At 67.8% G+C, this 22,716-nt stretch carries 25 protein-coding genes; 11 read left to right on the top strand and 14 right to left on the bottom strand.

The annotated features are described in order from the left end of the window. Positions 1-15: 15 nt before the first annotated feature. The gene (locus tag FKO37_RS08315) at positions 16-636 is read right to left on the bottom strand and encodes a TetR/AcrR family transcriptional regulator (protein WP_037811080.1); all 621 of its coding nucleotides are present in this window, start codon (positions 634-636) and stop codon (positions 16-18) included. Between the two features lie 71 nt (positions 637-707). Between FKO37_RS08315 and FKO37_RS08310 the strand changes: the two genes are divergently transcribed. Further along, positions 708-1,454, top strand: a complete 747-nt coding sequence (locus FKO37_RS08310) for an ABC transporter ATP-binding protein (protein ID WP_037811079.1) — start codon at positions 708-710, stop codon at positions 1,452-1,454. On the opposite strand, the gene FKO37_RS08305 is transcribed toward FKO37_RS08310, so the two are convergent. After that, a complete protein-coding gene (locus FKO37_RS08305) occupies positions 1,451-2,404 on the bottom strand; it encodes an Lrp/AsnC family transcriptional regulator (protein ID WP_037811078.1) in 954 nt (317 codons plus the stop codon). The two genes, FKO37_RS08310 and FKO37_RS08305, sit on opposite strands and share 4 nt — an antisense overlap. On the opposite strand from FKO37_RS08305, the gene FKO37_RS08300 reads away from it, so the two are divergent. Next, on the top strand, positions 2,360-3,850 hold the full coding sequence (locus FKO37_RS08300; RefSeq protein ID WP_238604152.1) for an MFS transporter: 1,491 nt from the start codon (positions 2,360-2,362) through the stop codon (positions 3,848-3,850). The genes FKO37_RS08305 and FKO37_RS08300 overlap by 45 nt on opposite strands. Here the strand turns inward: FKO37_RS08300 and FKO37_RS08295 are convergent. After that, entirely contained in the window at positions 3,771-4,640 is an 870-nt protein-coding gene (locus FKO37_RS08295; protein ID WP_238604151.1) for an SDR family oxidoreductase, read from the bottom strand. The genes FKO37_RS08300 and FKO37_RS08295 overlap by 80 nt on opposite strands. Before the next feature lie 62 nt (positions 4,641-4,702). After that, a complete protein-coding gene (locus FKO37_RS08290) occupies positions 4,703-5,203 on the bottom strand; it encodes a pyridoxamine 5'-phosphate oxidase family protein (protein ID WP_238604150.1) in 501 nt (166 codons plus the stop codon). 316 nt (positions 5,204-5,519) lie between these two features. Here FKO37_RS08290 and FKO37_RS08285 point away from each other — a divergent pair, with 316 nt between their 5' ends. Next, a complete protein-coding gene (locus FKO37_RS08285; RefSeq protein WP_238604149.1) occupies positions 5,520-6,761 on the top strand; it encodes an LCP family protein in 1,242 nt (413 codons plus the stop codon). Positions 6,762-6,872: 111 nt separating this feature from the next. Continuing rightward, a complete protein-coding gene (ftsW, locus tag FKO37_RS08280) occupies positions 6,873-8,189 on the top strand; it encodes a putative lipid II flippase FtsW (protein ID WP_238604148.1) in 1,317 nt (438 codons plus the stop codon). On the opposite strand, the gene FKO37_RS08275 is transcribed toward ftsW, so the two are convergent. The 3 genes from FKO37_RS08275 to FKO37_RS08265 are packed head-to-tail and all read right to left on the bottom strand — an operon-like array spanning position 8,186 to position 10,773. Then, positions 8,186-8,605 (bottom strand): hypothetical protein, encoded by a 420-nt coding sequence (locus FKO37_RS08275; RefSeq protein WP_238604147.1) that lies wholly within the window; start codon positions 8,603-8,605, stop codon positions 8,186-8,188. The genes ftsW and FKO37_RS08275 overlap by 4 nt on opposite strands. Positions 8,606-8,644: 39 nt before the next feature. Continuing rightward, positions 8,645-9,811 carry an AAA family ATPase gene (locus FKO37_RS08270; RefSeq protein ID WP_238604146.1) on the bottom strand — a complete coding sequence of 389 codons (1,167 nt, stop codon included), beginning with the start codon at positions 9,809-9,811 and terminating at the stop codon, positions 8,645-8,647. Then, the gene (locus tag FKO37_RS08265; protein ID WP_238604145.1) at positions 9,805-10,773 is read right to left on the bottom strand and encodes a sigma-70 family RNA polymerase sigma factor; all 969 of its coding nucleotides are present in this window, start codon (positions 10,771-10,773) and stop codon (positions 9,805-9,807) included. The genes FKO37_RS08270 and FKO37_RS08265 overlap by 7 nt, the downstream gene beginning before the upstream one ends. Positions 10,774-10,839: 66 nt before the next feature. Between FKO37_RS08265 and FKO37_RS08260 the strand changes: the two genes are divergently transcribed. Beyond that, complete coding sequence (locus FKO37_RS08260; protein WP_238604144.1) at positions 10,840-11,400, top strand: TIGR03086 family metal-binding protein; 561 nt, start codon at positions 10,840-10,842, stop codon at positions 11,398-11,400. Here the strand turns inward: FKO37_RS08260 and FKO37_RS08255 are convergent. Beyond that, the gene (locus FKO37_RS08255) at positions 11,397-12,332 is read right to left on the bottom strand and encodes an acetylserotonin O-methyltransferase (RefSeq protein ID WP_238608234.1); all 936 of its coding nucleotides are present in this window, start codon (positions 12,330-12,332) and stop codon (positions 11,397-11,399) included. The two genes, FKO37_RS08260 and FKO37_RS08255, sit on opposite strands and share 4 nt — an antisense overlap. Before the next feature lie 214 nt (positions 12,333-12,546). On the opposite strand from FKO37_RS08255, the gene FKO37_RS08250 reads away from it, so the two are divergent. Together FKO37_RS08250 and FKO37_RS08245 are read left to right on the top strand one after the other, a co-directional pair. Continuing rightward, complete coding sequence (locus tag FKO37_RS08250) at positions 12,547-13,179, top strand: TetR/AcrR family transcriptional regulator (RefSeq protein WP_238604143.1); 633 nt, start codon at positions 12,547-12,549, stop codon at positions 13,177-13,179. A 55-nt stretch (positions 13,180-13,234) separates the two neighbouring features. Beyond that, complete coding sequence (locus FKO37_RS08245; RefSeq protein ID WP_238604142.1) at positions 13,235-13,897, top strand: TetR/AcrR family transcriptional regulator; 663 nt, start codon at positions 13,235-13,237, stop codon at positions 13,895-13,897. On the opposite strand, the gene FKO37_RS08240 is transcribed toward FKO37_RS08245, so the two are convergent. Continuing rightward, positions 13,898-15,211: an MFS transporter gene (locus tag FKO37_RS08240; RefSeq protein ID WP_037811062.1), complete on the bottom strand. Its 1,314-nt coding sequence runs from the start codon at positions 15,209-15,211 to the stop codon at positions 13,898-13,900. It abuts the gene before it with no gap. Between the two features lie 32 nt (positions 15,212-15,243). Further along, positions 15,244-16,248 carry a hypothetical protein gene (locus tag FKO37_RS08235; protein ID WP_238608233.1) on the bottom strand — a complete coding sequence of 335 codons (1,005 nt, stop codon included), beginning with the start codon at positions 16,246-16,248 and terminating at the stop codon, positions 15,244-15,246. 98 nt (positions 16,249-16,346) lie between these two features. On the opposite strand from FKO37_RS08235, the gene FKO37_RS08230 reads away from it, so the two are divergent. Then, positions 16,347-16,946, top strand: a complete 600-nt coding sequence (locus FKO37_RS08230; RefSeq protein WP_238604141.1) for a TetR/AcrR family transcriptional regulator — start codon at positions 16,347-16,349, stop codon at positions 16,944-16,946. On the opposite strand, the gene FKO37_RS08225 is transcribed toward FKO37_RS08230, so the two are convergent. Then, positions 16,943-17,293: an antibiotic biosynthesis monooxygenase gene (locus FKO37_RS08225; RefSeq protein ID WP_238604140.1), complete on the bottom strand. Its 351-nt coding sequence runs from the start codon at positions 17,291-17,293 to the stop codon at positions 16,943-16,945. The two genes, FKO37_RS08230 and FKO37_RS08225, sit on opposite strands and share 4 nt — an antisense overlap. Positions 17,294-17,499: 206 nt before the next feature. On the opposite strand from FKO37_RS08225, the gene FKO37_RS08220 reads away from it, so the two are divergent. Together FKO37_RS08220 and FKO37_RS08215 are read left to right on the top strand one after the other, a co-directional pair. Continuing rightward, positions 17,500-18,687, top strand: coding sequence for a cytochrome P450 (locus FKO37_RS08220; protein ID WP_238604139.1), 1,188 nt, complete (start codon positions 17,500-17,502; stop codon positions 18,685-18,687). A 93-nt stretch (positions 18,688-18,780) separates the two neighbouring features. Next, on the top strand, positions 18,781-19,164 hold the full coding sequence (locus FKO37_RS08215; protein WP_205670062.1) for a hypothetical protein: 384 nt from the start codon (positions 18,781-18,783) through the stop codon (positions 19,162-19,164). Positions 19,165-19,168: 4 nt separating this feature from the next. Here the strand turns inward: FKO37_RS08215 and FKO37_RS08210 are convergent, their stop codons facing one another. Together FKO37_RS08210 and FKO37_RS08205 are read right to left on the bottom strand one after the other, a co-directional pair. Further along, entirely contained in the window at positions 19,169-20,110 is a 942-nt protein-coding gene (locus FKO37_RS08210; RefSeq protein WP_238604138.1) for an MBL fold metallo-hydrolase, read from the bottom strand. Between the two features lie 10 nt (positions 20,111-20,120). Then, positions 20,121-21,113, bottom strand: coding sequence for a fumarylacetoacetate hydrolase family protein (locus FKO37_RS08205; protein WP_238604137.1), 993 nt, complete (start codon positions 21,111-21,113; stop codon positions 20,121-20,123). A gap of 124 nt (positions 21,114-21,237) precedes the next feature. On the opposite strand from FKO37_RS08205, the gene FKO37_RS08200 reads away from it, so the two are divergent. Next, the gene (locus FKO37_RS08200) at positions 21,238-21,837 is read left to right on the top strand and encodes a TetR/AcrR family transcriptional regulator (protein WP_238604136.1); all 600 of its coding nucleotides are present in this window, start codon (positions 21,238-21,240) and stop codon (positions 21,835-21,837) included. Here the strand turns inward: FKO37_RS08200 and FKO37_RS08195 are convergent. Beyond that, on the bottom strand, positions 21,834-22,715 hold the full coding sequence (locus FKO37_RS08195; RefSeq protein WP_238604135.1) for a hypothetical protein: 882 nt from the start codon (positions 22,713-22,715) through the stop codon (positions 21,834-21,836). The two genes, FKO37_RS08200 and FKO37_RS08195, sit on opposite strands and share 4 nt — an antisense overlap. Position 22,716: the final 1 nt, after the last annotated feature.

The following is a 22,716-nucleotide window of genomic DNA, read 5'->3' as shown; positions in this document are numbered from 1 at the left end:
GTCGCGTGCTGCTGGCTACATCCTAGCGGGGCCCGTGGGCGGTGAAGTCAGGTACGCCAGTGCCATCTCCGCCGCTTCCTCTGCCCACGTCTCCCACGGGCGGTCGTCTGGCCAGAATCTGCTGGTCGCGGCGCGGTGGACGCATGCGCCGATGATCGTTCTGGCGGCCATTTTCAGGTTCTCGACCTCGGCCGAGGAGAGCGGCAGGGCTTCCAGCAGGGCGTCTTGGATCGCGGACAGGGCGGCCAGGCCGCGGTCTCGGCCGTCGGAGCGTTGGGCGTCCAGTAGTTCCGGGAAGATCCCGTCGTGTTCTTCGAAGGTCTGTGCCAGGGCTGCCACGAAGGCGGTGAAGATCGAGCGCAGGTCCGGGGGCGCTGAGCGGAGGGCGTCTCGGACGCTGGTTTCCAGCTGGGTCAGCAAGCGGTCCTTCACGGCGTGCAGCAGCTGTTCCTTGCCGTCGAAGCGGCGGTAGATCGTGCCGACCGACATGCCTGCCTGCGAGGCCACCGCGGCGACAGTAAACGACTCCAGGCCCTGCTCGGCCAGGACTTGTTCGGCTGCGGTCAGGAGTCTCTGCAGCGCGGCGCGGCTGCGGGCCTGTTGCGGCGGGCGGAAGCCCTCGCTGGTCTCGCTCACTCGCGGCACGTTACTGGTAGCGTCGCGGATATGCGAATGATAATTCCCGTTCGCATCTAGGAGGGGGAGCCATGGTCAGCATCGAGGTGCGCAACGCCTACGTCGACTTTCCGATCTTCGACGCCAAGACCCGGTCGTTGAAGAAGCGGGTGCTCGGGAAGGTCGGCGGGACCATCGCCGACGGGGCAAGGGTGCCGGTGATCGAGGCGTTGCGGGACGTGTCGTTCCGGCTTGGCGAGGGCGATCGGGTCGGGCTGGTGGGGCACAACGGGGCCGGCAAATCCACGTTGCTGCGGTTGCTGTCCGGGATTTACGAGCCGACGCGCGGCGCACTGAAGGTCGTGGGGCGGGTCGCGCCGGTGTTCGATCTGGGGGTTGGGCTGGATCCGGAGGTGTCCGGACGCGAGAACATCCTGATCCAGGGGCTCTTTCTCGGGATGAGCCGGCGGCAGATGACGAAACGGGTCGATGACATCGCGGAGTTCACTGAGCTCGGCGACTATCTCGAACTGCCGTTGCGCACCTACTCGGCCGGGATGCGGGTGCGGCTCGCGCTCGGGGTGGTGACCACGATCGATCCGGAGATCCTGCTGCTCGACGAGGGGCTCGGCGCGGTCGACGCGGCGTTTCTCGCCAAGGCGCGCGATCGGCTCAAGGACCTGGTGCGGCGGTCCGGGATCCTGGTGTTCGCGAATCATTCCGACGAACTGCTCGCGGAGTTTTGCGATACCGCGTTGTGGATGGACGAGGGGCACGTGAAGCAGCACGGTTCGCTGTCCGAGGTGCTGAGCGCTTACAGCGGGAAGGCCGCGGTTTAGAGCGGCAGCAACGATCCACTGCGCTTCACCGTGCGGACCACGGGGGCGGTTTCCATTTGCTGGATCCCGTCGAGCGCTCCGACGCGTTCGGTTAGGTATTCGTACAGGTGCGTCGCGTTGCGGCAGGCGATCGCGGCGACCAGGTTCGCCGGGCCGGTGGTGACTGCGGCGAATTGCACCTCTTCGTGTTCCGCCAAGGCACTTGCCACCGAGGTGACGGCTGAGGGGCGGACGATCATCCACAGTCGCGCTTCTGCCTGACAGCCCAAGGCGCGCAGGGAAATGTCCAGCTGATACGACAGCACCCCGGCTCGGCGGAGGGTTTCGATCCGGCGCTTCACGGTCGACTCGGACAGGCCCGACGCGGCGGCCAGTTCGCCGTAGCTGGCGCGGCCGTCGTCGGCCAGGACTTGCACTAACTGCCGGTCGGCGTCGTCGAAGGTGGTCTCCTCGGCGGGGTCGACCGGGACTTGCAGCGCGGCGATCTGCTCGTCGGACAAGGCCGACCATCGGCCTAGGCGCGTGAACCCGTGCAACATCTGGTGTGCGGACACGGACGTGATCCGGCTGCTCCGCGGGAGTTTGTCCAGCAGCAGCACGTCGGGTTCATCCACAATGGACGACTGTGTCGTGCACGCGATTTCCGTGCCGCCGGACAGCAAATGGACCCAAAACGTATCCGGGCGCTTGGCGAGCGCCGTCGCGATCGGGAGGCCGGACGCGGGCGCGCAGGCGAATCGGACCGTCCACAGTGCGTACCCGAGTCTCGCGCTCGCGACCGCGCCTACTACCCGGAGCACCCCGGCCTGTCGCAACCGCCGGTAGCGCCTGCCGATGGTGTTCTCCGAAACGCCGAGCACGTCGGCGATCCGCGCGAAAGCGGCGCGGCCGTCGAGATCCAGCGCGTGGATCAGCTGGCGGTCCACGGAGTCCAGCGTGACGGGTTTCATCACTCCACGGTAGTTGATGACGGGATCCGCCACCAAAGGCCAGTTTGCTTGAGGCACGCCGACAGCGTGAGCACTCTTCAGGGAATGAGAAAGGGAGCTGTGATGCGCAAATGGGGGCCGTTGGCGGCGATCTGCCTCGGGTCGTTCATGTTGATCCTCGACACCACCGTGGTGACGGTTGCGTTGCCGGAGATGGCGCGCGGGCTGGGAGCGTCGCTGGCCAGCCTGCAATGGGTGGTCAACAGCTACACCTTGGTGCTCGCCGTTCTCGCGTTGAGCGCGGGCGCGATCGGCGACATCGTAGGACAGCGTCGGGTGTTCGTCGGTTCGGTCGCGTTGTTCGCGGTGGCGTCGCTGGGATGCGCGCTCTCACCGAATGTCGGCGTGCTGATTGGCGCGCGGGCGGTGCAAGGGATCGGCGGCGCGGCGATGATGGTGGCTGCGATGTCGTTGCTGGGAGCCAATTACGCGGGCAAGGAGCGAGGTGCCGCGTTCGGGACGTGGACGGCGGTGCTCGGTGGCGCTGGTGCGGCGGGCCCGTTTCTCGGTGGCGTTTTGACGCAGTGGGCGGGGTGGCAGGCGATATTCTTTCTCAATTTGCCGTTGAGCGTGCTGACTCTGCTGCTGACCCGGAAGTATCTGGCCGAGGCACCGAAACGACCGGCTGGCACCCGGATCGACTTCGGTGGCATGCTGGCTTTCGGAGTCGGTTCGGGTGCGGTGATCTACGCGTTGATCCAGCATGCGTGGCCGGTGTTCGCTCTCGCGGCCGTGGCGTTGACAGGTTTCGTTGTGGTCGAGCGACGAGTGAAGCACCCGATGCTCGATCTCGCACTGTTCCGCCGGGCATCATTCGTGACAGTGCTGGTCGTGGTTGTCGCGAGTTCTTTCGTATTCGCCTGCCTGGTTTACGTGTCGATCTGGCTGCAAACCACGGTACACCTCAGCCCGACCGATGCTGGGCTTGCACTGATTCCGTTGGCGGCAACGTCTTTTCTCGCCTCGATGCTGATCGGCAAGCGGCTGCACGCGGTTTCGCCGGGCATCGTGCTCGGGCTCGGGGCCCTGCTGGCGGCTGCGGGCTGCGGCCTGGAGTGGGTGCTGCTCGACCGCGATTCGACGTGGCTCAGTCTGCTGCCCGGGCTGATCGTGACCGGCGCTGGGATGGGGATCGCCGGGCCAGCGGGCAGCACCGCGATTCTCAGCGCGGTTCCCGGGGACCGCGCGGGGATGGCGTCGGGTGCCATGGCTACGTTCCGGCAGCTCGGCCAAACGCTCGGCGTCGCCGTGCTCGGGCTGGTTTACGCCGCGGACCTCGGCGACGTCTTCCTGGTCACCACCGGGCTCAGTCTCGTCGCCGCCGTGCTCAGCTGCCTTGTGCTGCCTCGAAACAATGCCGGTGCGCCGTCGCGAACTCGCGGAAGCTCCGCGGCCGCTGGCCGGTGACGTCCTCGACTGTGGACGTCACGGTTTCCGCGCCGCCGTCCAGGTATGTATTGCAGACCTCGACCAGCGCCTTCGCATGGAACGACGACATTCCGGCTTCGGCCAGCGCGGAAAGTGCTTGCTCGTTCGACATTCCGCGGTACGTGATCGGACGGCCGAGCACTTCGGACAGCACTGCCGCGGCCTCGTCGTACGTCAGTGCTTCGGGACCGCTGAGCGCGTACGCTTTGCCTGCGTGGCCGTCCTCGGTCAGTGCCCGAAACGCTACGCGGGCAATGTCTTCGGCGTCCACGAAGGCGATCGGACCGCGGATCAGCGGGCTGGCGAAAAAATTCCCGGACCGGATGGTTCCGGCCCAGTTTCCCGAGAACGCCTGGAGATAGAAGTTCGCCCGGAGAAAGGTCCAGGACAGCGGCGAGGTTTCCAGCATCCGCTCGACCGGACGGTGCAGCCGGGCGATCGGGGTGAGTTCCTCGTCCGCCCGCCACAGCGACTGTTTCACCACGTGCGAGACCCCGGCGGACACGGCGGCTTCGACCACATTGGACTCGTTGCCGGTCTGTCCGGGGCTCATCGCGCCCAGCAAGAAAACCTTCGACACCCCGGCCAGCGCCGGTTGCACGCTAGCCGGATCGGACATTTCGACGGTGACCGCGTCGATTCCGTCCGCGGCGGCTTTCTGTGCTTTCTCCGCGGAATGGTACGCGGCCCGGAACGGCACCTCGGCCGCGCGCAACTGCTTGACCAGCGCCGATCCCACGTTGCCGCTCGCACCCGTCACCAGGATCATGCGCTCCGCCTTCGCGCGTCGGGGGCGTGTAGGCGATTCAGTGTAGTGGATCAGCGGACGGGCTATCCGGCGTTCGCTTCCGCTCGCCGCTGCACCAGTTCCTCGACCGCGGACGGCAGCGTGGTGTCGAAGTCGATGAGCTTCGCCCAAGTCGGCGTGACGACGATGCGGACCATGCCGTCCGCGTACAGGGAGCGGACTTCGGCCTCCCATTCGACGCGCTGTTCCGCCGTCATCTCGTAGGTGCCGTTGATCTGGAGGAACTCGTCGGGGATGTGGTCGACGTAGTCGAGTTCGGCGCGGCCGCGGACGAGCAGGATCTTCGGCGGGTGCGACTCGGTGTCGATGGTCAGCGCGACCATCGGGTTCGCCCGCAGCGCAGGCAGTTTCGGCGCGTTCTTGGTGGTGCACAGGACGACCTCGGCACCGTTCCAGGTAAACGAGATCGGGACGCTGCGCGGGGTGCCGTCCTTCGCCACGTAGGCGAGCCGGGTGATGTCGCGGGCGAGCAGTTCACGGCTGAGCGGGCGGTTCAGGACTTCGGCGACTTCCTGCGGTTCCATCGTGGTCTCCTTCTCGGCTTCGGTCAGGTGCTGCGGGGACGGAGCCCGGACGGCGTTCTCGACATTACCTCGACTGTGATCTGGGTCACTTTGATAACTACAACACTTGTACAACTGATTGACAGTTATCCGGCGGAGGGCGTTGAGTACTCCGCGAGCCGGGAAACGCGATCGGCCCGGGAAGCGGGGCCGGAGGGAGTGCGTGCCATTACCACCGCCGCCCCTGAGTTAACTCTGCGTGAGCTTCGTTCTCAGCATGTACACAGCGTGTGTGCAGAACAGTGGTAACCATGACGCCCTGGCACCGGAAGGCCTGATGACCGACCCTCACGACAGACGTGCCGCCGCGTCCCGAAGTGCGGCGGCGCGTGGTGTCGCTGCCCGTGCCGCGGCCCGGCGGCGGCGGGTCACCGGCCGGGTCGCGCTGGCGCTCGCGGCCGCGTTGACGCTCTCGCTGACCGGCTACGGCTGGGCGGCCTACCACGGTGTCGTGTCCGGGCTGCAGGTTTCCGACGTGCTCGACGGGCAGTCGACCTCGAGCGGCGGCGACACCAACATCCTCATCATGGGCCTCGATTCGCGGCTCGACGAGAACGGCAACCCGCTGCCGAAGGACATCTACAACTCGCTGCACGCCGGAGATCAGCAGGACGGCGGCTACAACGCGAATGTGCTGATGCTGCTGCACGTCCCCGGCGACGGCGGCAGGGCGACGTCGATCTCGATTCCACGCGACGATTACGTGCCGCTGGCGGGCTGTCCGGACAACGTGTGCCAGGGCAAGATCAAACAGGCCTACGGGCTGGCGTTCGATGAAAAGGCCAAACAGCTCGTCTCGCAGAATGTCACCGACAAATCCCAGCGCGAGCAGCAAGCCCGGGACGCGGGCCGCCGGGCGGAAATCGACACCGTGCGAAAATTCCTCGGCGGTGTCCCGATCGACCATTTCGTCGAGGTCACCCTCGTGGCGTTCTTCGAGATCGCCCAGGTAGTCCAGCCGATCACGGTGTGCCTCAACGAGGACACCCAGGACAGCTATTCGGGCGCGAATTTCCACGCCGGCCAGCAGGAGATCAGCGCCGAACAGGCCGTCGAATTCGTCCGGCAGCGCCGCGACAACGTGCATCCGGCGCTCAATTTCACCGATCTCGACCGCGAACGCAGACAACAGGCTTTCATCTCTTCGCTGGCCTATCAGCTCAAACAGGGCGGTACCTTCACGAATCCGGCGAAACTCCAAGGGATCCTGGATGTCGCGAAGCAGAACACCGCGGTCGACAGCGGGCTGGACCTGCTCGCGCTCGCGAAACAAGCGTCCAGCCTGACCGGCGGGAATGTCAGTTTCGTTACCCTTCCGGTCGACCATTTCGGCAAGAGCCCGTCCGGCGAAGACGTCAACTTCGTGAATACCGGGCAAATCCAGTCCCTGGTCGCGCAACTGCTCAGCGGCGCTCCGGTGCCGACACCGGCCGCGTATGTGCTCCCGATGACGCACAGCAGCGGCGTTCCCGCTCCCCCGCCGGCGTTGAGCGGAGGCGGAATCCCTTGTGTGAAATAGCTTCAGCGGCGAATGCCCGCGCGCCGCACTATCCGATGCGGACGGTTAGGGCATAATCGGCCCGGCGCGTTCCTTCCGCGCGCCGGAAAATCGGCGGACGGCGGTGCGCGAGTGGCTACGACACGGAACAGACGAACCCGGGTTCCGGTCGCGATCGTCGGCTGGCTTTCCAGGCCGCTGGCGTCGTTCCACCTCGTCCTCGCGCTGTGCGGCCTGCTCACGCTGCTCGGCGTCATCATGGTGCTGTCGGCGTCCTCCGCGCAGCCGGGCGGCGTGTACAGCACGTTCCAGAAGCACGTCATCTTCGTCCTCATCGGCCTGGTCGCGCTGTGGGCCGGGTTGCGGATTCCGTTGCGGCGGATCAGATCCCTCTCGCCGATGCTGATGCTCGTGACGCTGGCGATGCTCACGCTCGTGCTCACCCCGCTCGGCGCGAAGGTGAACGGTGCGCAGCGGTGGTTCGCGCTGGGACCGCTGACGCTGCAACCGGTCGAGGTCGCGAAGGTCGCGCTGACCCTGTGGGGCGCGCACATTCTCGTCGTCAAAGCCCGGCTGCTGCACCACTGGCGGCACCTGCTGGTGCCGCTGGTGCCGGTCGCGCTGCTGATGTTCGCGCTGGTGATGGCGCAGCCGAACCTCAGCGGGACGATCTCGCTCGGCATCGTGCTGCTTGCGCTGCTGTGGTTCTCCGGCGCGCCGGGACGGCTCTTCGCCGCGCTTCTGGCCGGCGGCGTCGGCGGGTTCGTGGTGCTCGCGCTGGTCGCGGACTACCGGCTCGCGCGCGTGCTGTCGTTCCTCTCCCCCGACGCGGACACCTCCGGTGCCGGATACCAAGCGGTGCAGGCGCAGTACGCCCTCGCCGAGGGCGGGTTGTTCGGGGTCGGGCTCGGACAGGGCGCGTCGAAGTGGAAGTACCTGCCGAACGTGCAGAACGACTTCATTTTCGCGTTGATCGGCGAGGAACTCGGTTTCCTCGGCTGCGCGGTGGTGCTGCTGCTGTTCGGCGGGCTCGCGCTGGTCGGCCTGCGGATCGCGACGCGCAACCTCGACCCGTGGATCCGCATCGTCGCCGCGACGATCACCGTGCTGCTGGTGGCGCAGGCGGCGGTCAACATCGGGTACGTGGTGAACGCGCTGCCGGTCACCGGGGTGACGCTGCCGCTGGTGTCGTACGGCGGGACGTCGCTGATCGTGACGATGTTCCTGTTCGGCGTGCTCGCCAGTTGCGCCCGGCACGAACCCGCGGCGGTGGCGGACTTGAACCATCTCGGGCCGGGCAAGATCGGACGGATCCTGCGGCTGCCGGTGCCGGAGCCGTACCGGCCGGTCCGGACGCCGGGGAAATCGAGTCGCGCACGGCGGCCGGCCGCAGCGCCCCAACGGCGGAGGCCGCCGGAGCTGACGGACGGGCAGCGGGCGAAACGTTAGGGCAGCGCCCGGAGGTGCTGGACCTCCGGTGCGGGGATCGAGCGGGACAGGTATCTCTCGTCCAACGGCCGGACCCGCGCACGCAGCTCGCGGGAAGCGTTGCGCGGCAATCGATGCAACGCCTGGCCTAACCGGGCCCGCGCGGACACTGGATCAGTCGCCGGACCGTACTCGCCGTAGTACGGAACGTGGTCTTCCGGCGGGTGCCGGTCCAGCTCCCGGTACGAGGCATGGACGAGCCGCGTCCACACGGCGAGTGCCTCGGCGATCCCGCCGGGGTAAAGGTGCGTTCGTTCGTAGTGCGCGATTGCCCGAAGCGTCGAAGAGGAAACGCACGGAACCTGCGCGTACGGCGGACCAGGCTGAGGGTAGGGCGACTCGCGGACCCGGAGCTGCGACGGGCGCCTACGCGGCATGGCCCTTTCTGATCGGCATACCGGCAATCCTGCCAGGCTTTACCGTTTCGGCCAATGCCAAGCCGGTTGGTCCAGCCGTCCCTGTCCGGCGACCACCGTCGCGCCGAAGTCCTTCTCCAGTTCCAGTACCGAGGCGTCCTCGAGAAACCGGACCAGCAGCTGGGAGTGCGACACCACCAGCAACTGCGTCTTCTTCGCCGCCGCGGTGATCAGCGCGGCCAGTGCCGGCAGCAGGTCCGGATGCAGGCTGGTTTCCGGTTCGTTCAGGACGAGCAGCTCCGGCGGGCGCGGGCTGAGCAGCGCCGCGGCCCACAGCAGGTAGCGCAGGGTGCCGTCGGAGAGTTCGGCGGCGCTGAGCGGGCGCAGCAGGCCGTGCTGGTGGAAGCGGAGGTCGAAGCGGCCGTCGGCGGTGGCTACTTCGACGGACGAGCCGGGGAAGGCGTCGTCGATCGCGGTGGTCAGTGCGTCGGCGTCAGTGGATTCCTGGATGGTGCGCAGGGCCGCGGCCAGGTCGCCGCCGTCGTGGTCCAGGGCCCAGGTGCGGGTGCCGATGCGGCTTTGCCTTCCCGGGGCGTCGGCGTCGGTGCGGAAGTGGTCGTAGAACCGCCACGCGCGGACTCGGTCGCGGACGATCAGGAGTTCCGGGCACCGGCGCGGGTCGGCGAATTCGCTCAACATGCTGTCGGTGAGGGCGATCGAGTGGCCGCCTTCGACCCAGGAGCCGGACTCGTCGCGGATGCGGACCCGGGTGCCGGAGCGGTCGGCCAGCAGGGCGGACGGGCGCAGTACCGGGCCGTGCCAGACGCATTCGCGTTTGTATTCCGGGTCCAGGTTGAAGGCCGTCGGACGGCGTTCGCGACTGGGCACGGGCAGGCCGAAGTCGAGGGCGTAGCCGAATTCGTCGCCGGAGAAGCCGAGCCGCAAACCGACCGCGGTGGTGCGCTGCACGGGCTGCACCGGTGACCGGCCCTCGCGGACGGCTCGGCCGATCTTCTCCGGACCGGCCCACAGCGTCGACGGCAGACCGCCTTCTCCGGCGAGAGCGGCGACCGCACCGTTGCGTCCCGCGTCGGCCAGCAGCCGCAGCGCGCGGTACAGGCTGGACTTGCCGGTGCCGTTCGCGCCGACGATCACGGTCAGCTGCGACAACGGCAGCACCAGGTCTCGCAGCGAGCGGTAGTTCTGGATCGCCAGGGTGGTCAGCACACCTTCACCTCCGCGGGCAGGCCGAAGCGCGGGAACAACTCGGGTTCGAGGAACCAGGTGACGGTGCGGATTCGGTCGCCCCACAGGGCAAGAACGAGGATTCCCGCGGGATGCCCCACCGTTCCGTCGGGTTCCGTGAGGTAGCAGGCGAAGGCGGGATGGGTGTTGGCGCGCGTCGGGAGCAGACGGAACCGTCGGGTGCCACGCCACTGCCCGAACATCGCGAGGAACGCCGTGACAGCTTCGCGGCCGACGTATTCGTGCGGCGCGGGCGGCATGGCGAGCCAGCCGTCGTCGGTCAGGAGGGCGACTACGCCGTCGACGTCTCCCTCGCTGAACGCGTCCGCGAATCGTTGCGCGATCTCCCGTTCCCGCGGTGCTGGCGGAGCGGGTTCGACGGTCTGCCGCAGCTGGGCTCGCGCGCGTTGCAGAGCGCCTTTGACCGCGGTGGAGCTAGTCTCCAACATGTCCGCGACCTCGGCGGTCGAGTAGTCGAGCACATCCCGGAGCAGGAGGACGGCGGCCTGGCGCGGCGGAAGTTTCTGCAGGGCCGCGACGAACGCCAGCTCGAACGTTTCCTTGGCGCTGTACTGCGCAGCGGGGTCGTCGGGCGCGGGTTGCAGCCAGGTCACCTCGGTACGGCGCGTGGGCTCGGTCGGGGTGAACGGCGGCGAAGGCTCGGCCGGGGCACGACGGCCAGCGTCGCGGAGGGCGTTGAGGCAGCGGTTGGTGGCGATCCGGTACAGCCACGAGCGCACCGAGGCGCGACCGGCGTAGCCGTCCAGCCCGCGCCAGGCGGCGAGGAGGGTCTCTTGCAGCAGGTCTTCGGCGTCGGTGAGGGAGCCGAGGATGCGGTAACAGTGCACTTGCAGCTCGTGCCGATAGGGCTCGACCAGCTCGCGGAAGGCGTGCGCGTCTCCGGCGCGTGCGCGATCGAGGATGTCCTGGCCCACCTTTCGCATACTGCCATCGTTCCGTTTCCGGGGCGGGCGGTGTCTGTACTGGTGACCCCTGAGAAAGGCGAAACGATGAACCCTGTCGACGATCTGTCCGCGGTCCTCGATTCCACCGGTGCGCTGGTCTCCGGCGTGTCTCGCTGGGACGCGCCGACGCCGTGCCCGGAGTGGACGGTCCGCGAACTGGTGAACCATCTGGTCCTCGGGCACCGGCTGTTCACCGCCGCCCTGAGCGGTGCGAAGGGCGCGTCGTTGGACCCACGCGGCTCGGACGCGCTCGGCGACGACCCCGTAGCGTCCTATCGGGACGCGGTTGCCGGTCTGCTCGCGGCGTTCCGGCAGCCGGGGGCGCTGGAGCAGGTGGTCGAGGTCCCGGCCGGGACGGTTCCGGGGATCGTCGCGGTGCATCTGCGGATCGTCGAGGAACTCGTCCACGGCTGGGACCTCGCTCGCGCCACCGGGCAGGAGGCGAAGTTCGAGGACGCCTTGGTGGAGCGGGAAATCGCGTTCAGCGCGGCGAAACTCGCCGACCTGCCGCCGGAACGGAGCCCCTTCGCGCCACCGGTGCCGGTTGCCGAGGACGCGCCACCGCTGGATCGGCTGGTCGCGTTGCTCGGACGGTCACCGAGTTAAGCGACACGGAATTCCAGGAGGCCTCGCTGGTCGGTCAACGGGGCCGCCGATTCCAAGACCAAACCCGCGGAATCGGCGAGTGCGTGGAATTCTTCCACCCGTCGTTCACGGCCGCCGAAATGGACCAGCATGACCAAGTCCATTTCGGTGCGCGCGTGAATTCCGCTGACCGCTTCGATGGCGAGAATCCGACCGGACCGGCCTGCCGCTTCGGCGCATCGCTTCAGGATGCGGCGGGCGTTTTCGTCGTCCCAGTTGTGCAGGATGTCCACCAGGACATAGGCATCCGCGCCCGCCGGGAGCGGATCGAAGAAGCTGCCGCCGCGCACCTCGACCCGGTCGGCCAGGCCGCGTGCGGCGAAGGCGGCGCGGGCCTCGCTCGCGGTCGGTTCGAGGTCGACCAAGTGAGCGCGCAATTTCGGATTGGTTTCGAGAATCGCGGCGAGCAAATCTCCTCGGCCGCCGCCAACGTCGACTACCGTAGTGAAAGAAGCCCAGTCGATTCCGGCGACCACTTGCGGGATCTCCGTGCGGAACCGGTTGATCATCTGCTGATCGAAAGACTTTCGCAGGTGTGGCTGCTCAGCGAGATCAGCCCAGAAATCCTTGCCGTAACGCCGGGAGTAAGCCGCCTCGCCGGTCCGGATGCTGTGTGCCAGCTCGACGAACGCGAGTTCGGCGCGGCCGGCGGCGCGGTCCAGGTGCAGCAGGTTAGCTATGCCGTTTTCCTTGTCCTGGCAGAGATTCGCGCCGTATGCGGTGGTCAGGTAACCCTCGTCGGTGCGTTCGACCACGCCGAGCGTGACCAGGTGGCCGAGCAGGACGTCGAGCGCGATCGGCGACAGATCCAGTTCTGCGGCGACGTCGTCGACCGTGCCAGGCGCGCGCAGCCGGTCGGGCAAGCCGAGCGTCACCGCGACGCGCAATGCCATGGGGGTCGCCAAGCTGGCGGCACGGAGAAGGTGGGTCGCGTCATCACTCACGTGGCTCCACTTTGCCAGCGTGGTCAACCGGCTTTCCGGGCCATGGTTGACAAGCTCGCCTCGAGGTCCGCGCGTATACGCTGGCCGGGTGGACGCAGTAGCGGAATTGCTCGCGAACGTACGGGCTCGCGCCAGTCGCCCGAGATCGGGGTAAGGAGAACCGATGTCCCGCCCGCGCAAGGTCCGCAAGGACGCGGCGGCCAACCGTGAACGGCTGCTCTCCGCGGCTGCCTCGGCGATGCTTCGCGAAGGACGGCATGTGCCGCTGGCCGCCATCGCCGCCGAGGCCGGTCTCGGGATCGGCACGCTCTATCGCAGCTACGCCGACCGCGACGCGTTGCTCCAAGCCCTGGAGCACCGTGCGTACGGCCTGCTCAACAGCCTGCTCGACCAGATCGACGACACCAGCACCGGCCTCGACCAGGTCCGCCGCTATCTCGAAGGCACCGTCGACATCGCCGACCAGCTCGTCCTTCCGCTGCACGGCGCGCCCCCGCTCGTCACCCCGGAAGCGGTCGCGGCCCGGAAGTCGATCTACGGGCGGCTCGAGTTCTTCCTCGCGACCGGCCGCGAGGACGGCAGCATCCGCGGCCCGGTCAACGCCACCGATCTCCTCGCGTTCAGCACCCTGCTCACGCAGCCGAAGGCGTCCGTCCTCGACTGGACCCACCTGGCGAGGCGGCAGATCGCGCATTTCCTCAACGGCCTCGCCGCCGGGGGACCGATCGAAGTGCCTGGTCCCGCTGTCGAGCGCGACGACGTCGAGCGAGCCTTCGAAGACCGGACGAACAGTTAGAAGGTCTTCCGAACGATCGGCCGTGTTACCGTCGGGCGTCGTCAAGGAGGTGGGGATGCCCGCAGCAGGCACCCGCAAACCGATGCGCGAACGGTTCCGCGAGCAGGTGCGCGAGGAGGTCAAATCCGCCGCGCTCGACCAGCTCGCGGCCGGGGGTGCGCAGGCGATCTCCATCAACGCCATCGCGAAGCAGCTCGGCGTCAGCGGACCGGCGTTGTACCGCTACTTCTCCAGCCGCGACGAACTGCTGAACGTCCTGGTCATCGACGCGTACCACGACCTCCGCGACGCCATGGCGCGAGCGCTCGACGCCGACGCACCCGACGCGGAAGCGCGGATCCGGCTGTTGGCCGCCGCCTACCGGGGCTGGGCGAGGGAAGAGCCGCACCGGTACGAGTTGCTGTTCAAGGCGCCGTTCCCCGGCTACGACGCGCACGCCAAGCCGCTCGCCGACGCGGCCCGCGCGCTGATGGGCGTGGTGCTGGGGGTGTTGCACGACCCCGACACCGCGGGAAAGCCCTACGACAACGAGGAAGTCCTCGACGCCCGGCGCGCGAACACCGAGAACCACCAGCTGGCGGTCGCGTTGTGGTCGCGGCTGCATGGCTTTGTCAGCCTCGAAATCGGCGGCGGTTTCACCGCGATGGGCCTCGACGCCGACGCGTTGTTCGAGACCGAAGTACAGGTGCTGACGGACCGGGTCCGCCGCGCCTGCTGATCACCGGCGAGACGCGCGCGGCTTCGCCCCCAACGCCACTGCCAGCACCGCTCCGGCAACCATGCACGCGCCGACCACCCACAATCCGGTCCGCTGCGTACCGGTCAGGTCGCGCAGCCAGCCCGTCAGGTACGGCGCGACGAACCCGCTCAGGTTGCCCAGCGCGTTGATCAACGCGATCCCGCCGGCGGCCGCCGCGCCGGACAGGAAGTTCGAGGGCAGCGCCCAGAACGTCGGCAGCGCCGCACATACGCCCATCGCGCAGATGGTCACCGCGGTCATGGTGGCGTAAGGGTTTCCGAGATACAGCGCGACCGGGATCGCCGCGCCGCCGACGAGCATCGGCAGCGCGACGTGCCACGTCCGTTCCCCGGTCCGGTCGCCGTGGCGCGCCCACGGGACCATCACCAGCGCACCCGCGACGTACGGGATCGCATTCACCAGACCCGCTTGCAGCACGGTGAGTTTGGTGCCGAACTCCTCGCCGAACCCGGCGATGATCGTCGGCAGGAAGAAGCCCAGCGCGTACAGGCCGTAGACCACCGCGAAGTACACGAACGCCAGCCCGAGGATCCGCGGGTGCGTGAGCGCTTTCCGCAGCGGCCAGTGGTGTTCGGCTTCGGTGGCGCGGCGTTCGGCGTCGAGTTCGCTGGTGAGCCAGTCGCGTTCCTCGGCCGTCAGCCACTTCGCGGATTCCGGCCGGTCGCTCAGGCAGAACCACGTGACGACCGCCAGCAGGATCGCCGGAACGCCTTCCACGAGGAACATGAACCGCCAGCCGGACAGGCCGAACACGCCGTGCCCGCCGCTGATCAGCAGACTCGAAACGGTCGAGCCGATCGCGCTCGACACCGGCACCGCGCACATGAACAGCGCGACCGCCTTCGCCCGCTGCGCCGCCGGGAACCAGTACGTCAGATACAAAATGATGCCGGGGAAGAACCCCGCCTCGGCGACGCCGAGCACGAACCGCAGCACCACCAGCGTCGTCGTGTTCGGCACGAACGCCATCGCGACGGCCACCGCGCCCCAGGTGATCATGATCCGCGCGATCCAGCGGCGCGCGCCGAACCGGTGCAGCGCGAGATTGCTCGGCACCTCGAGGATCAGGTAGCCGATGAAGAAGATCCCGGACGCGAGCCCGAACGCGGTCGCGGTGAGGCCGAGTTCTTTGTTCATCCCGTTCGGACCGGCGAACCCGATGTTGACCCGGTCCAGGTAATTGACGAAGTACAGCAGCATCAGCAGCGGCATGATCCGCACCGCCGCCTTGGCCATGACCCGGTTGCCCAGCGCGCTCGTCTTCGTCGGCATGTCCGGATCTCACCCGCCCGGACCCCGCTGAGTCAAGGTTTCGCGTAATGCTCGGCGACCGCGGCGAACGCCTCCTTCGGTTCCCAGTTCAGCCCCGGGTACGCCGTGCCCGACCGTCCTTCCAGGACTTTCACCAGTCCGAAGCTGGCCAGGTCAAGATCGTCCGGGTAGTTGTAGAGCGCGAAAAGGAACACGAACGCGCTGTCCACTCCCTCCGCGTCGAAGATTTCCAGCAGCTCACGCAGATACGCGGCCTGTCCGGCCTCGTCCCGCTCGTACTCGCCGTCGATGCGGAGCGGGTCGCCGGTCTCCCTGTCGTACTCGACGATCTCCATGCTCCGCGGCGCGACGTCGCCGGACCCGCGCCAGGTCGCCGTGCCGAAACCGGTGATCGCGACCGGTTTCCCTTGCGCCACCAGGGTTCGCACGCCAGTCTGGAAGAGGTCGGCGACCTCGGCGGAGCGGATGAGCTCCACCGTGACGAAGTCGAACCGGCTCCAGTCCACCTGCTCGAACTGGATGCACGCGTAGGTGACCGGGCCGTGGAACCGTTCCCGCACGATCTTGACCGCGGCGTCGAGGAACGGGTCGAGCCGCTTGCCCACCTCGGCCAGCCGCTCGGCGCGGCCCTCGGGTTCGGCGAGCAGCAGGCCGACTCGTTCGGCGGTGTCCTTGCCGGGCAGGAAGCCTTCGTTCATCACGCTCAACTCGACGCCGGTCACGAACACGACGTTCGCCCCGGTGGCGCGCAGCCGTTCCGCGCGGGTGGCGCAGTCGGCGAAGAGGGCGAGCATCTCGTCCTGGGTCTGCTCCAGCGGATACGGCGAGAACCAGACCTCCAGCCCCAGTTCGGCCGCCCACCGCGAGGCCTGCTCCAGCCGATCCGGATCGCCGCCCACGACGTGCACCGCGGTGCAGTGCAGGTCGTCGCGGATGATCGCCAGTTCGCGCTTCACCGCCTCCGGTTCGAAGCTCTCCCGCGACGACCGTCCATTGCGGACGAATCCGGTGTCGTACGTCATTCCCTTGCCGCGCATGGCGGTTTCCTCTCGCTCGGGGACGCCGCCCACCTTACGCACGAAACTTGCGTACACGCAAGTTTGCGTAGGCGCAGGAACCCTGCGAGACTGGCCGGGTGACCGGATTGCGCGAACGGAAGAAGCAGGCCACTCGCGTCGCCTTGCGTGAAGCGGCCCTGCGGCTGGCGATCGAGCACGGGCCGGCGAACGTGCGCGTCGACGACATCGCCGAAGCGGCCGGAGTGTCCCCGCGGACTTACAACAACTACTTCTCCAGCCGCGAGGAAGCGATCGTCGCGGCGGTCACCGCGGACCGCGAGAACCGGATCGCCGCCGCTGTCGCCGAGCGCTCGCCGGATACCCGGCTGGCCGAGGCGATCCTCGACGCGATCGCGGAGCAGTACACCGATCCCGGCGAACAGAGCCGCGACGCCCTCCTGCTGATCACCACGAATCCCGGGCTGCGCACGGCTTTTCTCGACGCTCCGGCCACCCTCGCGGCCCCGCTGCAGGAGGTGATCGCGGCCCGGGTCGGCAATCCGCAAACCGCGCGCGTGCTGGCCGCGTCGATCGCCGCGGCGGTCCGGGTCGCACTGGAGCAGTGGACGCAACCGGCGGGCAACGGACTGGTTGTGGTGTCCGGTTCACTGCCGGATCTGTTGCGGCGAACGCTGGAACCACTCGTTCCGGCGCTCGACGCGGCGGAAGCGGACTAGGCCGCGATCTCCTCGAAGATGTGCGGGTAGGACACGACGTCGTCGGGGAACTCCGCCGCCACGCGCTGGAACTCCGGATTGCTCAAAGCCGCGGCGAGCGCCTCGGTCGACTCCCAGACCGCGACGTTCAGCAGCAGCTGGCTGCCCGCCGTTCCCTGGTGCATGCGCAGTGAGACGAATCCAGGCTGAGCCTTCATAAACTCGGCCTGCTTCCGGAAGAGAGCCAGGAACGCGTCGGTCCGCCCCCTCGGGACGACGAAGGTGTTGGCGAGGACGATCTGCCCGGTTTTCTCCTTGAACTGAGCGAACATCGGCGTGTGCGGGTCGAGGCTCTGCAACTGGGCCATTTCGGAACTTCCCTTGCTGTCGACTGAATCTAGCATCGCTAGCTACTGGTTCGACGCTAGCACTGCTGTCGCTCGGTTGTCTAGCAGTGCTAGCACTAGGCCGGGCCGGTGATTCTCCGCCCGCCCGGCGTTCAGCTCCGACATTCACTTCACAACTTTGTGAAAGCTGTGTACCTTCTGAACTATTCAGAGGGGAAGGAGCGACGATGACCCGTCAGGCAGGACTCCCGCTCGAAAGGGGCGCGTGTCCGTTCGATCCGGTGCCGGCCCAGCGCACGCAGGCTCCGGTCGAGCCGATGACGTATCCCGACGGCTCCCAGGGCTGGCTCGTCACGGGATACCAGGAGGTGCGGGCAGTCCTCGCGGACAAGCGGATGTCCGCGCGCGCCGAACTCGCGAAGGTTCCGCTCGACTTCGGTCCGCTGCCGCCGCCGAAGCCGGCCGACCCGGGGGTGTTCACCGGGATGGACGACCCGGACCACCACCGCTACCGCAAGCTGCTGACCGGGGCGTTCACCGTGCACCGGATGCGCACGCTGGAGGACCGCGTCGCCGAGATCGTCGACGCCCACCTCGACGCGATGGCCGCCGCGGACGGCGCGGTCGACCTGGTGGAAGCGTTTGCGCGGCCGGTGCCGTCGCTGGTGATCTGCGAACTGCTCGGCGCGCCCTACGAACGCCGCGCCGAGTTCGACGGCTACGCCAGGACCATGTTCTCCAAGGACATCCCCGTCGCCGAGCGGATCGACGCGACACAGGGCGTCGTCGCGTTCATCGCCGGGCAGATCAAGGAGAAACGGGCGAATCCGGGCGACGACCTGCTGTCCGATCTCGTCCGCGGCGACGAGCTGACCGACGAGGAACTCGCCAACATCGGCATGATGCTGCTGGTCGCCGGATTCGAGACGACCCGCAACATGATCGCGCTCGGCACGCTGGCACTGCTCGAAAACCCGGAGCAGCTGGCGAAGTTCAAGGCCGACCCGGAGCTCACCGCGGGCACGGTCGAGGAACTGATGCGCTACCTCAGCGTGATCCACATCGGCCCGATCCGCACCGCGCTCGAGGACGTCGAACTCGGCGGCGTGCGGATCAAGGCGGGCGATCCGGTCGTCATGTCGCTTCCGGTCGCCAACCGGGATCCGGAGAAGTTCCCGGACCCGGACCGCCTCGACGTCACGCGCAAGGCGGCCGGGCAGCTCGGCTTCGGCCACGGCGTGCACCAATGCCTCGGGCAGCAGCTGGCGCGGGTGGAGATGCGGATCGCGTTGTTCCGGCTGTTCGCGCGGTTCCCGGACCTGCGGCTCGCGGTGCCGTTCGCCGAGGTGGACCTGCCGCACGACGCGTCGATCTACGGTCCGGTGCGGCTGCCGGTGACCTGGCGGCGGGAGTAGCCTGGCGGCGGCGGATCGAACACCGGAATCGAGGTTTTCCGCGCTGTGCACGCGATTGCTCTGATTGGCGCCTTCACGTTCGTCTGGTTCGGGATGGTGCTCGCCATCTCGTTCCTGGAAGCCCCGCTGAAGTTTCGCGCACCGGGGGTCACCATCCCGATCGGCCTCGGCATCGGCCGGATCGTGTTCCGGGCCTTGAACATCGCCGAGATGCTGCTCGCGGCGGGGATCGTGGTCACGGTCGCGGTGGGGCAGCCGGGCACCGCGGTGACGGTGCTGGCGGCGGTGGCGGTCGTGGTGCTGATCGGGCAGCTGGGGGCGGTCCGTCCGGCGTTGAACCGGCGGACGGACCGCGTCCTCGCCGCTCCGGAAGGCGTGGAGCTGCCGCGTTCCCGGGCGCATTTCGTTTATATCGCCACGGAAACCGTGAAGGTGCTCGTACTGCTGGCGCTCGGGATCCTGACCGTGGCGGGCTAGCGGCTCACGCGAACCCCTCCAGTTCCGCGATGCGGCGGAACACCTCGCGGGTGTCCACGCGCTCCATCTCCGGGTCGAGTTCGTAGTACACCGCGAGCACGTTCTGCGCGAGGCGGCCGTGTTCGTCGAGGTCGGCGAACCGGCCGAGCGAGATGTCCCGCATCGCCTCCTCCGCCGTCATCCCCCGGCGGTGACGGTCGGCGGCCTCGGCTCGCACCCACTCCAGGTAGTCGCGGACCGAGCGGATGCCGTTGGCGTCGGTGACCGGTCCGTGGCCGGGAACGACGAACTCGGCGTTCATCGCGAGCATCGCGTCGCAGGCGGCGATCCAGTTCGTCACCGGTCCCGCCCAGGTGATCGGGGTGCCGCCGATGAACAACAGGTCACCCGCGTACAGCACGCCCTCGTCGGGGACCAGCACGACGCTGTCGCCCTCGGTGTGCGCCGGTCCGAGACAGCGGATTTCCGCGGTGACGCCACCGATGTCGAGCTTCAACTGCCCGGCGAACGCCCGGGTCGCCGGGGTCGCGGTGATGGAGTCGAAGTCGAACGGGTGGAGGATGTGCTGGGCGAAGCGCCCCAGCGGGCCTTCCTGATTCACCAGGCCACGCATGAGGTCGGGGCCGTTGGTGCGCATCTCTTCCGCGGTGGCTTCGGACGCGATGATGGACGCGTCGGCGACCAGTTCGTTGCCGAACCAGTGGTCTCCGTTCGCGTGCGTGTTCACGACTGTCTTGATTGGACTGTCTACTGTGGTGTCTTGCAGCCCGTCGAGCATTTCCCGGGTCATCGGCACGTCGAAGAGCGTGTCGACGAGGAGGGATTCTTCTTTCCCGGCGATCAGCCCGGCATTGCTCCAGCCCCAGGTGCCGTCCGGGACCAGCCAGGCCGAGCAGTGTTCGGTGAGCCGGTGATGTCCTTTGGTGTAGGGAATGTCCTTGCGCATTGCCTGCCTCCTAGTGGACGTGCACTTCAGGTGCGCCTTGATACGAAGCCAGCCCCGCACCGTCCGGCGCGGTCTGCCGTTGCCCCACCGGGTTTCGCAGCACCCCGACGCCGGCCGCGGCGAGTTCCACCACGTCGCCCGGCTGGATCCAACGGTCCAGCTCCAGCCCGCACCCGCCGCCGACGGTGCCGAGCCCGAAGAATTCGCCTGGATAAACGTCTTCGTCCAGCGATGCCCACGCGAGCACCTCCGCGAACGAGAATTTCCTGTCCTTTGTGGACCCTGACGCCCAGACTTCACCGTTCACTGTGGCCGTCATCTGCACCGCCCATTCGTCGACCTCGTCCATGGTCAGCACACACGGACCCATCGCGGTGCAGAAGTGTTTCCCTTTGGACGGACCGATGGTCATGCTCATCTCGAACATCTGGATGTCGCGGGCGCTGACGTCGTTGAAGATCGTGACCCCGGCGATGCACCCGGCGGCCTCGGCTGGCGTGAGGTTCTTGCCGCCGCCGGACGTGAAGAAGCCCAGTTCAAGCTCGAAGTCGAGCTGCGTGGTGTAGGACGGCCACAGCAACGGTTCGTCCGGCCCGATCACCGTCTCGACGTTGCACTGGTAGCAGATCGGCATCGCGGCGAAGGCTGGCGGAACGGCGAGTCCAGAGCCCTTGGCGTGCTGGGTGTAGGTCAGATAGTCGCGAATCCGGCGCGGCCTCGGCACTGGCGCGAGCAGGCGAACGTTCGCTTGCGGAAGCACTGCCGGATGACCTTCGTCGACCAGGACGTCGCCCTTTTCGGCCGCAGCGTCGGCCAGCTGAAGCGCCTGTTCCGCCCTGGCCCGCGCATCGGCTCCACCCTCGAAGAAGGCGACCATCTCCGTCGGGACTTCGGTTTCCCCTGCTCGCGACGCTCGTAAGACCCGCGCCGGATCCACCACGGCATCGCCATGCAGTACCCCGAGCCGGGCCGCGCCCGCGGATTCATAGGTGACCAGACGCACCGCCGCCTCCTTGAACTGGAGTCCAATTTTAGACTTGCGTACAATCAAGCTAAGCCGCGGCGGAGGCACCGTCAAGGGCGCCGTTCAGCAGGCGCCGCGAAGAAATGATGGTTGACTGCGAGGCATGACGGCAGAGGCGACGACCGACCGGCGGACCAGGCAGCGGCACGAACGCCGGGACCGGCTGTTCCAGGCGGCCGTGGAGCTGTTCGTGGAACGCGGCTACGAGAACACCACGATGGAGGACATCGCCGAACGCGCCGACACCGCGCGCGCCACCGTGTTCAACCACTTCCAGCGCAAGACGGCGTTCCTCGACGAGTGGAGCCTGCGCCGCCGCGAACGCGCGATGACCGCGGTGCGCGCCGAGAACCTCGAGGACCGGCCGCTGCGCGAGGTGCTCAGCCGGTACCTGATCGAACTGGCGCGCAACAGCCTCGACTCCCGCGCGGAAACCGTCGCCTGCATGGGCGCGGCGATCCACTCCACCAACGTGTTCGGCAATCCGGAACTGGCGCGTGAGTTCGCCGCGTTCGTCGCGCGGGCGCAGGAGACCGGGGAGATTCGCGCGGACGTCGATCCGGCGCAGGCGGGTTTGCTGCTCGCCACCGGGTATTTCGGGACGCTCAGCTCATGGATCGAGAGCGAGGCCGCGCCGTTCGATCTGCAGGAGCATTTGCTGAACCTGGTGGAGATGCTCCTGCGCGGGATCGCGGTGAGCTAGCTGCGCACGACCCCGGCGATCCCGGACAGCAGCTCGCCCATGTCCACCACTACCCGCGATTCGCCGCCGTTCAACGGCACCTCGGTGATCCGCCCGCCGAGATCGGAGACGTAAGCGACCTCGTCGTCCACCGCCAGGCCGATCGCCTCGGTGAAGCCGCCCGCCAGGATCTCCGGCTCCGCGCCCTTCTCCCCCGGGCCGGGAATCGGCGCGCGGTTCAGCGTGTTGCCTTTCGGGGCCGCACCGCGGTCGGTCCAATACAGGTACCCGCCATGGATTTCCAGGTCGATCGGTTCCGGCAGGTGATCCCACAGGGTCTCCACATCGGACCGCTCGCGCGCGGTCTCGCCCGCAGGGATCTCCAGTCCAGCACGGAAAATCCGGCCGACGCCGCCCTTCGCCGGACCCTTCTGCGTCCAGTAGAGATGCGTGGCGTCCACAGTTACGCCGACGCATTCCTGCATGCCGCTGTCGTCCGGCTCGTTCACGATCAGGTCCGCGAGGCCCGTGCCGTCTGGACGCACCCGGGTGATCCGGTAGCCTTCCCGGTCGCCCCAATACAGGGAACCGTTGTACGCCAACTGTTTCCCGGTCGTCAGGGTTCCATTCGGGACGACGTCGCGGGCACCGGTGCCGTCGAAGAAAACTGCGTGCAGGCCGCCGTTTCGCGCGGAGTAGTCGAGACCCGCTTCGCCCGGTACCGACGGGTCGCGCGAAGGCATGCCCATGGTGGTCCAGTAAACAGTGCCATCGGCGATGACAACGCCATCCGGCGAGACGCCAGCGTCTTTGTACAGCGGGGTAACCTGCCCGTCGGGGAGTCCGACGCGGTAAATCGTCCCGGTGCGAATGCCCAGCACCACTAGCTCGCTGAACATG

It is taken from the genome of Amycolatopsis sp. Poz14 (genome assembly GCF_006704225.1).
Classification (GTDB): Bacteria; Actinomycetota; Actinomycetes; order Mycobacteriales; family Pseudonocardiaceae; genus Amycolatopsis; species Amycolatopsis nivea.
This window is presented reverse-complemented; position numbering and strand designations above follow the sequence as displayed.